This window comes from Bacteroides sp. MSB163 (assembly GCF_036416795.1).
Lineage (GTDB): Bacteria > Bacteroidota > Bacteroidia > Bacteroidales > Bacteroidaceae > Bacteroides > Bacteroides maternus.
In genome coordinates this window covers 6,056,073-6,067,682 of the sequence record NZ_CP143867.1, presented here as the reverse complement: position 1 = coordinate 6,067,682, position 11,610 = coordinate 6,056,073, and the positions used below count along the sequence as shown (strand labels likewise).

General features: G+C 45.8%; 8 protein-coding genes. 4 read left to right on the top strand and 4 right to left on the bottom strand.

The window, feature by feature from the left end:
- Positions 1-885, top strand: a complete 885-nt coding sequence (locus VYM24_RS23795; RefSeq protein WP_291550628.1) for a PfkB family carbohydrate kinase — start codon at positions 1-3, stop codon at positions 883-885.
- A 79-nt stretch (positions 886-964) separates the two neighbouring features.
- Here the strand turns inward: VYM24_RS23795 and VYM24_RS23790 are convergent, their stop codons facing one another.
- The 3 genes from VYM24_RS23790 to VYM24_RS23780 form a co-directional block, all read right to left on the bottom strand.
- Positions 965-1,153: a hypothetical protein gene (locus VYM24_RS23790; protein ID WP_009132724.1), complete on the bottom strand. Its 189-nt coding sequence runs from the start codon at positions 1,151-1,153 to the stop codon at positions 965-967.
- A 107-nt stretch (positions 1,154-1,260) separates the two neighbouring features.
- Positions 1,261-4,818, bottom strand: a complete 3,558-nt coding sequence (nifJ, locus tag VYM24_RS23785; protein WP_330941062.1) for a pyruvate:ferredoxin (flavodoxin) oxidoreductase — start codon at positions 4,816-4,818, stop codon at positions 1,261-1,263.
- 33 nt (positions 4,819-4,851) lie between these two features.
- The gene (locus VYM24_RS23780) at positions 4,852-6,030 is read right to left on the bottom strand and encodes an ATP-binding protein (protein ID WP_007664449.1); all 1,179 of its coding nucleotides are present in this window, start codon (positions 6,028-6,030) and stop codon (positions 4,852-4,854) included.
- Between the two features lie 163 nt (positions 6,031-6,193).
- Between VYM24_RS23780 and VYM24_RS23775 the strand changes: the two genes are divergently transcribed.
- Positions 6,194-7,396 carry a hypothetical protein gene (locus VYM24_RS23775; RefSeq protein ID WP_291550622.1) on the top strand — a complete coding sequence of 401 codons (1,203 nt, stop codon included), beginning with the start codon at positions 6,194-6,196 and terminating at the stop codon, positions 7,394-7,396.
- Positions 7,397-8,294: 898 nt separating this feature from the next.
- On the opposite strand, the gene VYM24_RS23770 is transcribed toward VYM24_RS23775, so the two are convergent.
- A complete protein-coding gene (locus tag VYM24_RS23770; protein ID WP_291550620.1) occupies positions 8,295-9,770 on the bottom strand; it encodes a glycoside hydrolase family 10-like protein in 1,476 nt (491 codons plus the stop codon).
- Between the two features lie 171 nt (positions 9,771-9,941).
- Between VYM24_RS23770 and VYM24_RS23765 the strand changes: the two genes are divergently transcribed.
- Complete coding sequence (locus VYM24_RS23765) at positions 9,942-11,372, top strand: carbon starvation CstA family protein (protein ID WP_330941061.1); 1,431 nt, start codon at positions 9,942-9,944, stop codon at positions 11,370-11,372.
- On the top strand, positions 11,372-11,605 hold the full coding sequence (locus tag VYM24_RS23760) for a hypothetical protein (protein WP_044263376.1): 234 nt from the start codon (positions 11,372-11,374) through the stop codon (positions 11,603-11,605). Before VYM24_RS23765 ends, VYM24_RS23760 begins: the two co-directional genes overlap by 1 nt.
- Positions 11,606-11,610: the final 5 nt, after the last annotated feature.

Below are 11,610 nucleotides of genomic sequence, written 5' to 3'. Positions count from 1 at the left end.
ATGAAATACAATCTTTGTTGCATTGGATATATTACTTTGGATAAAGTAGTTACTCCGAAAAAGACAGTGCACATGCCGGGGGGAACATCTTTCTATTTTGCACATGCCATCAAACATCTGAGTACAGATGGATTCCAACTTGTCACAGCCCTGGCGGATAGCGAGATGTCGGTGGTGGATGATTTGAGGAAACAAAACATCGAAGTGAAAGTGCTTCCCAGTGCCCGTTCTATCTGCTTTGAGAATATCTATGGTGAGGATACCAACGAGCGGAAACAACGGGTGACAGCAAAAGCAGATCCTTTCACGGTTGAAAGTCTGCAGGATGTGAATGCCCACATTTACCACTTGGGTAGTCTGTTGGCGGATGATTTCTCGTTGGAGGTCATTAAATCTCTTGCGGGCAAAGGCCTGCTCTCTCTTGATGTGCAAGGCTACTTGCGTGAAGTGCAGGGGGAAGAAGTGCTGGCGGTGGATTGGACTGAAAAGGAGGAAGCTCTGAAGTATATCCATATCCTGAAAGCTAATGAACATGAGATGGAAATGCTTACGCAGTGCGCAGACCCTTATGATGCTGCACTCAAACTGGCTGCTTGGGGCGTGAAGGAAGTTTTATTGACTTTAGGAGATAAAGGCTCGCTTATTTACGTGGACAATCGTTTTTATGAAATTCCTGCCTATCCGGTAGAGAACGTGGCGGATGCCACCGGTTGTGGAGATACGTATATGGCTGGTTATTTGTATATGCGTAATAAAGGTGCTTCTTATCAGGAGGCCGGTTGCTTTGCTGCCGCTATGTGTTCGGTGAAGTTGCAAAGCTATGGTCCGTTCAGTGGAACGGAAGAGGAAGTTCTGGAACTGATAGGAACAGTTATCAGTCAATAATATCAATCAAATAGTATCTCAAATTCTTCTCCCGGAGAGGAGGGAAATTTGAGATACTACAGTTTACAGCAATACTTGCTTATTTCAACATCTGCGGCAAGTTTTCCCTTCCCCAGAAGTAATAGACAGCCAGACCTATCCAGCTAGTCAGCAATACAAGGATGGCAACCAATAGTTTTTTCACTCCATCCACATTCCATCTCATAATTTCGAGTACAGCCTTTATGGCAAGTACTACACCGATGACCCAAATGATAAATCCAATCATAATGTTCGTTGTTTAAATTTGATTTAGAAACAAATAAAGGCTACAACCGGTTCGCGGTGCAGCCTTCATTTTTCAGAGTTTATTATTTACTATTTCAATAATCGAAATTATTCGGCATCTGCACCCCAGTTTCCTTTAGACAGACGCTTGTAGCTGTTGTAACGCCATTTAGCATTGTCTTCGGCAGCCTGGAACAGTTCAGCGGCTTCCGTAGGATATTGTTTCATTACAGAAGAGTAACGAACCTCGCTCTTCAGGAAGTCCTGGAATCCAGCCCAATCCGGTTCTTTGCTATCCAGCTGGAACGGATTCTTGCCTTCAGCTTCCAATGCCGGGTTGTAACGCCACAAGTGCCAGTAACCGCACTTAACAGCCTTTTCTTCCTCAGCCTGGCTCTTACCCATACCCAACTTCAGACCGTGGTTGATACACGGAGCGTAAGCGATGATGAGTGACGGTCCGGGATAAGCTTCAGCTTCGCGGATTGCTTTCAGAGTCTGAGCCTGGTCAGCACCCATAGCAATCTGAGCTACGTAAACGTAACCGTAAGTAGTAGCCATCAGACCGAGGTCTTTCTTACGTACACGCTTACCGGCAGCAGCGAACTTAGCGATAGCACCCACTGGAGTAGCCTTAGAAGACTGACCACCTGTGTTAGAGTAAACCTCAGTATCCAGAACCAGAATGTTAACGTCCTTACCGCTGGCGATTACATGGTCGAGACCACCGTAACCGATATCGTAAGAAGCACCGTCACCACCAATGATCCACTGGCTGCGTTTTACTAAATATTGAGTCAAGCCTTTCAGTTCCTTGCTGATCGGGCAGCCGGCAGCGATGCCTTGCTCGATGATAGCCTCGATCTGAGGTGCAAGTTCTTTAGTCTTGTCTGCATCGTACATGTTTTCAATCCATGCTTTCAATACTTCCTTAGCTTCAGCAGGAGCATTTTCGCCTTCCAGAATCTGGTTGAACAGTTTCACGATACGGTCACGCATCTTTTCATTAGCGAGTTCCATACCCAAACCAAACTCACAGAAGTCTTCGAACAGTGAGTTAGCCCATGCAGGACCTTGCCCCTTTTCGTTCTTAGTATAAGGAGTAGAAGGTACTGAACCAGAGTAGATAGAAGAACAGCCTGTTGCATTAGCTACCATTTCGCGGTCACCGAACAACTGAGTGATCAACTTCACATACGGAGTTTCACCACAACCGGAGCAAGCGCCTGAGAATTCAAACAACGGAGTAGCGAACTGAGAGTTCTTTACGTTAGCCTTAACGTCAACCAGATGTTGCTTGCTTGCTACCTTTTCAGCGCAGTAATCCCAGTTAGGAACTTGGTTCAACTGGCTTTCCAGATGTTTCATAGTCAAAGCCTTGCCACCCTTCTTCGGATTACCCGGACAGATGTCGGCACAGTTACCGCAACCCAGACAGTCGAGAACGTCAACCTGGATACGGAATGTCATACCGTCGAATACTTTACCTACCGCTTTCAGCATTTCGAAGTTTGCACCCTTCTGCTCTTCAGCATCCAGAACGAACGGACGGATAGAAGCGTGAGGACAAACATAGGCACACTTGTTACACTGGATACAGTTTTCAGCATTCCATTCGGGAACGAAAGCAGCTACACCACGTTTTTCGTATTTAGCTGTACCTTGATACCAAGTACCGTCTTCGATACCCTTGAATGCAGATACCGGCAATAAGTCACCGTCCTGTGCATTGATCGGACGAACTACTTCATTGATGAATGCGGGATCATTGTTTTCAGTCTTAGCGTCGTCAGCCAGATTAACCCAAGCAGGATCCACGGTCAATTGCTTGTATTCACCACCACGGTCAACGGCAGCATAGTTCTTGTTTACGATATCTTCACCCTTCTTACCGTAAGACTTCTGGATGAATTTCTTCATCTGTTCTACAGCCAAGTCAACAGGAATTACGCCTGTGATACGGAAGAATGCAGATTGCAGGATTGTATTGGTACGGTTACCCAAACCGATTTCCTGTGCAATCTGAGTTGCGTTGATATAGTATACGGAGATATTGTTCTTAGCGAAGTACTTCTTCACGCGGGTAGGCAGGTTCTTAGCCAGTTCTTCGCCTTCCCAGATTGTATTCAGCAGGAATGTACCGTTCTTGCGCAAACCACGGGTTACATCATACATGTGCAGGTAAGCCTGAACGTGGCAAGCCACAAAGTTCGGAGTATTTACCAAGTATGTAGAACGGATCGGAGTATCACCGAAACGCAAGTGAGAACAAGTGAAACCACCTGACTTCTTAGAGTCATAAGAGAAATAAGCCTGGCAGTGTTTGTCAGTGTTGTCACCGATGATTTTCACAGAGTTCTTGTTAGCACCTACCGTACCGTCAGCACCCAGTCCGTAGAATTTAGCCTCGAACATACCTGCACCGCCCAATGCGATTTCTTCTTCCTGAGGAAGTGAAGTGAAGGTTACGTCGTCTACGATACCGATAGTGAAGTGGTTCTTCGGCATCGGCATAGCCAGATTCTTGAATACGGCAATGATCTGAGCAGGAGTGGTATCTTTAGAACCCAAACCGTAACGGCCACCTACGATTACCGGAGCATCAGCTGCACCATAGTAGCAGTCTTTTACATCGAGGTACAACGGTTCGCCGTTAGCACCCGGTTCCTTCGTACGGTCAAGAACTGCAATAGTCTTAGCAGTCTTAGGCACAGCAGCCAGGAAGTGCTTAGCAGAGAACGGACGATACAAGTGTACAGCAACCATACCTACCTTTTCGCCATTAGCCATCAGGTGGTCGATAGCTTCGCGGGCAGCTTCGGTTACAGAACCCATAGCGATAATTACGCGTTCTGCGTCTTCAGCACCATAGTAATCGAACAAGCCATATTTACGTCCTGTGATTTTAGAAATTTCATTCATGTATTCTTCTACAATAGCAGGAACTGCTTCGTAGTAGTTGTTGCATGATTCACGGTGCTGGAAGAAGTGATCGGGATTTTCAGCCATACCACGGGCAACCGGATTCGTCGGATTCAATGCGCGGGCACGGAATTCTGCCAAAGCTTTCTGGTCGATCAGCGGAGCGAGATCATCGTTTTCCAACATCTCGATCTTCTGGATTTCGTGAGAAGTACGGAAACCATCGAAGAAGTTAACGAATGGTACACGAGCTTTGATAGTTGACAAGTGAGCAACACCGGCGAGATCCATAACTTCCTGTACAGAACCTTCTGCCAACATAGCGAAACCAGTCATACGGGTTGACATAACGTCCTGGTGGTCACCGAAGATACACAGAGCATGAGAAGCCAGTGTACGGGCTGATACGTGGAATACGCAAGGCAGGAATTCACCGGCAATCTTGTACATATTCGGGATCATCAGCAACAGACCTTGAGATGCAGTGTAAGTAGTTGTCAACGCACCGGCTTGCAATGAACCGTGAACGGCTCCGGCAGCACCGGCTTCCGATTGCATTTCCTGTACCAATACTGTTTCGCCGAAGATGTTTTTGCGTCCTGCGGCAGCCCATTCGTCTACGTACTCAGCCATCGTAGAAGAGGGAGTGATGGGATAGATAGCAGCTACTTCAGAGAACATATACGAGATATGCGCAGCAGCCTGGTTACCATCACAAGTAATGAATTTCTTCTGTTTAGTCATAACTAAATTGAATTATTATTAAGTGAATAAATCTCAATATAAAAAGCCGAACATCCAGAGTGGAATCTGATTCCCTCTTCCTATTTCCGCTTTGTGCAGGGCGTAGGTGACGCCGGGATTGTTCTTAATCTTCATTCCTTCCGGACAAATCTTGAAAGGCATCACATCGTCCACCAGGAACGACATATTCTTGTCGCCTTTGTTCACCTTGTGATCTTTCCACAAGGAATTTGCGAAGAAAGTGTCCAGCACATCCAGCTCTTCTACTTTCACGGGATAGATGGAGTACATCAGGTTAGAGTTGTGCATCATAATCTTCGATGGTTTCTTGGGGAATTCTTCTCCCTTCGGATATACCATATTGATAAGGCGTGCGTCTGCCAGATATTTGATGTAGTTCATCACCGTGGCACGGGATGTCTGTATATCGTTTGCCAACTGGCTTACATTTGGTGCTTTCGGACCATCTACTGCCAGCATATAAAGCAATTTCTTGATTTTTGAAAGATATTTCAGTTCAATCTGTTTGATAAGCAGGATATCCACTTCTACCATCATATTCATGGTTTTCAGCAGATTCTCCGAGAAATTGCGTTTCTCCAGGAAGAACGGATAGAAACCGTGGTGCAGGTAGTCCTGCAAGTAATCCAGTGGGCGTACCTTCGAAAGAATGCCTTTGGCAATCTGTTCGTGGTTACTCAGAATCTCTTCCAGTGTATAAGCCCGGAACTTCATGCCTGTTTGCAGGTTCAGATACTCACGGAAGGAGAAACCACGCAGGTTATAACTCTTCACTATATCACGCAGTTCCAAGTTTTCCTCTTTCAGTCGCATTACGGACGAACCGGTGAACACGATTTTGAGGTTTGGAAAACGGTCGTAACACATTCTCAGTTCTCTGCTCCAGTCCGGATGTTTGAATACCTGGTCTATCAGCAATACTTTTCCACCGCGGCGTTGAAATTCGTATGCGAAATCAACGATGCTGAAATTGGAAAAGTAGAAATTGTTCATATTAATGAAGAGGCAGGAACGGTCGGTTCCGAATTTCTCTTTGGCGTATTGCAACAGAAACGTGGTTTTGCCTACACCACGCGTTCCTTTAATACCGATAAGACGGTCGTTCCAGTTGATCTCATCCATGAGGTCACGGCGAACGGGGGCATTGGTATGCTCAACAAGATAGGCGTGTGTGCGGTAGAATGCTTCCATGCTGTTAAATTCGGTTTATCGGGCGACAAATATACGTCTTTTTTGTAGAATTGCAAAGTAGAGATGGCAAAATATCTTTTTTGTTAGTGAAGTTTATATATTTGCTTTGCCTTGTTTTTCTCTGTAATTTTGTGGCCTTAATAAATAAAGAACTGTAATAGTTATGAAACTCTATGTATTTAACCCAGACACGGACATGGCACTTGCTAGTAATGAAGAGAATTATATAGCTCCTGCATCTGCCCGCCGAATGGCTCAGGATCTCGCCTTATTACCTGTTTGGTATGTTCAGCCCGGTAGTGCAGTACTTGCCCCATCAGCTTATAATGCAGATTATTTGCAGAAAATGAAACAATTGTTTCCTCTTTCCGTGCAATTGGTCACTGAACCGGAATTACCCGATTATGCGGAATCCCAAATTGTACCTTGGGGATGGAACCGCGCTTTCCGCAAGCGTATGCAGAAAGCCGGTATTGCCGAACATAAACTTCCTACGGAAGCAGAGTTGCGCGAGTGTCGTATGCTCTCTTCCCGTGCGTATGCGATGGCTCTTGCTCTGACGTTTGAACTGAATAAAACCCTCAAATGTGCTTGTGGACGCCATTTTCTGATATCAGGGGAGGGCAAGGAATTCCGCGTTCCGGATATAGTCGATGATTTTAAGGACGGCTACTTGTTCAAGTCCGTGTGGTCGGGCAGCGGAAAGGGGTTACGTTGGTGTCGCCGCGGGCTGGCGAAATCTACGGCTGATTGGTGTCGTCGGGAATTAGCGAAATACGGAGCTCTTGTACTGGAACCTATATATAAAAAGGAGGGAGATTTTGCCATGGAATTCTACTCCAATGGCAGGGGGAAGGTACTGTTTAGCGGCTACTCGCATTTTATTACGGATGAGAAAGGTGTTTATCGTGGTAATATGTTGGTTTCTAATGAGGAAGTGGAACAGTGGATTCTACGGTATATCCCTTTGGAAGCATTTGTGGGCATTCGTGAGTATTTGCAGAAAGTTATAGAAGGAATTTATGGCAGGTATTATTCTGGTCCTATGGGGATAGATATGATGATCTGTCCGGATCAGAGAGGATATCCATACGCCATTTATCCACATGTTGAAGTTAATGTGCGCATGACTATGGGGATGGTTGCCCGTCAGCTTTATGATAATTTCGTCGCTCCCGGTAGCAAAGGAATCTTTAATGTCGACAATTTCCCTTCTGCCGAAGCTTTGCGGGCGCAACATGAACAGGACATGAGGGATTATCCATTGGTAGTGGAGGATGGAAGGATTGTTTCCGGCTATTTGTCCTTGGTACCGGTTACTCCTCAAAGCAGATATCGGGCTTACGTGCGGGTGGAGGTGTGTTAACCTTACGGAACCTCATTTAACCTCACGAAACCTCACATAACCTCACGGAACCTCCGACTGTCTCACATGCTATTCTTATCTTTATGGCTTTAAACTAAAACATAAAGAAAAGATGAAAAGGAATTTTTATTTGCAACATCCCTTGATGGCGATGTGCGACCCCAGGATGGAATATCTGCTGGAGAAGGAAAAGCTCAAGGGAACAGGGGCTTATTGGTTTGTCATTGAGAAACTGGCTATGCTGCCCGACTCATGCGGCGATATGAAATATCTGCGCCCTTTCTGTAAACTCTATAAAATTTCTTTTGCCTATGTCAAAAAGATCATCTTTTGTTACGGACTTTTCGATTTTGAAGAAGACGGTTCTTTCATGCCCGCCGAACTGAATCCGATAGGTCAACGGGTTCAGGTATGGAAGGCAACAGATGGGAATGAAGATGAAAAACCGGAGAAAACGGTTCGGGAAAAAAAATCAAAAACGTTCAAAAGTGCATCGGAATCGTCGATTTTTGAGTCAAAAAATGACGAAAAACAGCAAAAAACGTCGAAGGAAAAGGAGGAGAAAAGCGCTGAAAATTCAGCTAAAGTATTGGATAATAGTATTGTTGACGAAAATACCAATACAACTAATGAAGAGAATATAAAAGATATAATAACAACAACAGCAGAAAAAGAAAAAAGTGCTGCTGATGTTGATTTTTCTAATACTGAACTTTATTGTCCGGTTGCGGGGCTTCGTTGGTTGGATGCCACGCTTCATCGCCCTCAATGCCGTACCTTAGCAGGTGAAATGCCACATCTCGACGTCTCCGACGCCACACTTTGCACCTGTTCAAGTGTGGCATTTCCCCCGTTCAGGTGTGGCATTGGGGGTGTTGAAGTGTGGCATCCGGGAGAGTTATCTGCACGCTTCGCTTTCATTGCCGCAACGGTCCACGGCAGTGACGGCAAAATACCTCTTTGCCGTCCAGAAGCGGATGGGAGCATACGTGTATTCCGTTCCCTGTACTCGCTGGGCAATGATGTTTTCCGGATTGGAGGTATCCACCGGGTAAGTGTCCGAGCCGTAAATGACGTAGGTCGGTACGTTGTGTTTGTCATTGTCCGTGGCAGGCATCCAACTGAGGTGGATGTATCCGTCCGGCAGCTGGGTGACGGTAAGGCCGGTAGGGGCTGTCGGTGGTACGTTGTCTATCCAGGGCATGGCAGGTTGCAGGGCAGGAGCGGTATAAAAGTTCTCTTCCAATACATCATACAACCCTTGTGTGTTGTCCATCAGATATTTCACGCGATAATGGGCCTGACCTGCCAGTTTGTGGGTACGGATGAAGTGCATCTGACGCTCCACTTCATCCAGTGTCCAGTTTCCTTCACTGGGATCGAGAAAATAGATACCCAGTCCGGGAATGATCTGGCGACCATTACTTTGTTCCTGCCAGTCGAGGGCAAAAGGATAGAAATGGTTACCCCGGAAGTAAAGCATGGGATATATCTGATCCTGTATGCCTTCACCCAGCCAGCCTTGCGCATCCTGGTAGACAGTATGAAAAGCATTCCACCCGCGGGAAGGGTAACGGGAAGTATCGCGATATTTTCCTACGGGGCAGGTACTTACCTTTACCCAGGGTTTCAGGGCTTTCACACCTTTGTAGAGATGGCGGACGATTTCCGTAATATTATCCCTGCGCCATTGGGCGAGGTCGCGTCCTTTGCCGTATTTCCGGAAATCATAGGTGTCAGGGAATCGGGGAGCATTCTCCGGATAACGCAGATAATCGAAGTGAACGCCATCTACGTCATATTTTTCTACGACTTCGCGTACAAGGCTCATCAGGTATTCTTTGGTTTGCGGATTTCCGGGATTGAGGAAGTATTCACGCTTATAAGGCACACAAATAGCGGATTTCTGTTTGGTTACGGAAGCATTGCCCAGATTGGCAACATGCTTGCGATTGCCTAACGGAATGGCTACCATCCAAGCATGGCACTCCATACCACGCTTATGACACTCTTCTATGGCGAAAGCCAGTGGATCGTATCCCGGATCAACAGCTGTTTTCCCGGTCAGGATGGAATTGAACGGTTCTATCTTTGAGCGGTAGAGTACGTCACCGCGCGTTCGCGTTTGGAAGAGCACAGTGTTGAAGTTAGCATCTTTCAGTCGGTCAAGTATTTCGACTAGTTCTGCCTTTTGTTTTCGGATGCCTTCGGGACTGGTGGCACGGGTACGGGGCCAGTCCAAACCATAGACGGCGGTGACCCAGGCAGCGCGCACTTCGTATTTTGGAGGATGGGTAACCATCTCACCGGTGGGTTGCGCGGTAAGGGGCAGAACGAATGTGATAAATAATATAGTGAGAAGTAACTGTTTCATGTTGATAGAGATTTTATTGTAATACCTAATACTTATTCTAAACAAATTCTCTTTTCTTTCTTTATTTCTGTCATTTTTAGCGGCGAAGATAAGTAAAACACTTGAGAATGTTGTGCAGTTTCCTTAGAAACTATTACATTTGCGTCCATTAAAAATAATGAATAACGCACCATGATTACATTTACGCTTTGTCTGCTGGCATTAATAGCAGGTTATTTTCTTTACGGGCGTTTCATCGAACATATTTTCGGTCCTGATGATCGTAAGACGCCTGCTTTGACTAAGACCGATGGGGTGGATTATATCCCTTTGCCCACCTGGAAGATTTTTATGATACAATTTCTTAATATTGCCGGTTTGGGTCCTATCTTCGGTGCTATTATGGGGGCTAAATTTGGTGTATCATCTTATTTGTGGATTGTGTTCGGCAGTATCTTTGCCGGAGCCGTACATGATTACCTGGCAGGTATGCTCTCTCTGCGTAATGGCGGTGAAAGTTTGCCGGAGATCATCGGTCGCTATCTGGGAGTAACTACCAAGCAGGTGATGCGTGGCTTTACCGTTCTTTTGATGATATTGGTAGGAGCTGTCTTTGTGGCTGGCCCTGCCGGATTGTTGGCAAAACTGACACCGGAATCATTGGATGTTACATTCTGGATAATAGTGGTATTTATCTATTATATTTTTGCCACTTTGTTGCCGGTTGATAAAATTATAGGTAAGATATATCCGCTTTTTGCTATTGCATTGCTATTTATGGCGGTGGGTATACTGGTGATGCTTTATGTGAAGCATCCTGTCTTGCCGGAATTCTGGGACGGATTACAGAATACGAATCCTAATGCCGCTGAACTGCCCATTTTCCCGATTATGTTTGTCAGCATAGCCTGTGGTGCTATCAGTGGTTTTCATGCTACGCAAAGTCCGTTGATGGCCCGTTGTATGACGAGTGAACGTCACGGTTGCCCTGTGTTCTATGGTGCTATGATTACCGAAGGTATTGTTGCCCTGATTTGGGCTGCAGCTGCCACCTATTTCTTTCATGAAAACGGAATGGGGGAGACGAATGCTGCCGTAGTAGTGGATGCTATCACCAAAGATTGGCTCGGTACTGCGGGAGGATTCCTTGCTATATTAGGTGTGATTGCCGCGCCTATCACGAGTGGTGATACCGCTTTCCGCTCTGCCCGACTTATTGTGGCAGACTTCCTCGGAATGGAACAAAAATCCATGCGTCGTCGTTTGTATATATGTATTCCTATGTTTCTCGCTGCTATTGGTTTGTTGCTCTACAGTTTGAGCGACAAAGAGGGCTTTGACATGATTTGGCGTTACTTTGCATGGACCAATCAGACGCTTTCCGTCTTTACGCTTTGGGCGATTACCGTCTATCTGGTGCGTGAAAAGAAAGGGCATTACTTTTATGTAACTTATGTTCCGGCTGTATTTATGACAACTGTTTGTACAACATACATCTGCATAGCCCCCGAAGGCTTTGGCTTAGGACCTCAGGCAGCTCTCGGCGTTGCCATCCTGGCGGCTGTGGTAGCTGCGCTCTGGTTTAGTATCTGGTATTTTAAAACGACTAAAAAACTTTGGTAATGAAGAGATTTAAAAAATCTACAAGCATCACGATCGCTCTGCTTATCTATGTGAGTGCTACGGCAGCTTATTTCCTGCCGCGCAACACTGTTATCAGTGATACGGAAAAATACGTCACTGTTGCAGCATCCTATATCATTGTGTTTATCCTCTGGTTGGTGTTGCGTAAGAAAGAAGACTTGCAGCGAAAACGTAAAGAGGAAGATGAGAAGTACAATAACACCAAAAACTAATAAGT

Excerpts from the sequence above, each read along its gene's own strand:
- VYM24_RS23795 (WP_291550628.1), top strand. The coding sequence starts at position 1 with ATGAAATACAATCTTTGTTGCATTGGATATATTACTTTGGATAAAGTA.
- VYM24_RS23790 (WP_009132724.1), bottom strand. The coding sequence starts at position 1,153 with ATGATTGGATTTATCATTTGGGTCATCGGTGTAGTACTTGCCATAAAG.
- nifJ (WP_330941062.1), bottom strand. The coding sequence starts at position 4,818 with ATGACTAAACAGAAGAAATTCATTACTTGTGATGGTAACCAGGCTGCT.
- VYM24_RS23780 (WP_007664449.1), bottom strand. The coding sequence starts at position 6,030 with ATGGAAGCATTCTACCGCACACACGCCTATCTTGTTGAGCATACCAAT.
- VYM24_RS23775 (WP_291550622.1), top strand. The coding sequence starts at position 6,194 with ATGAAACTCTATGTATTTAACCCAGACACGGACATGGCACTTGCTAGT.
- VYM24_RS23770 (WP_291550620.1), bottom strand. The coding sequence starts at position 9,770 with ATGAAACAGTTACTTCTCACTATATTATTTATCACATTCGTTCTGCCC.
- VYM24_RS23765 (WP_330941061.1), top strand. The coding sequence starts at position 9,942 with ATGATTACATTTACGCTTTGTCTGCTGGCATTAATAGCAGGTTATTTT.
- VYM24_RS23760 (WP_044263376.1), top strand. The coding sequence starts at position 11,372 with ATGAAGAGATTTAAAAAATCTACAAGCATCACGATCGCTCTGCTTATC.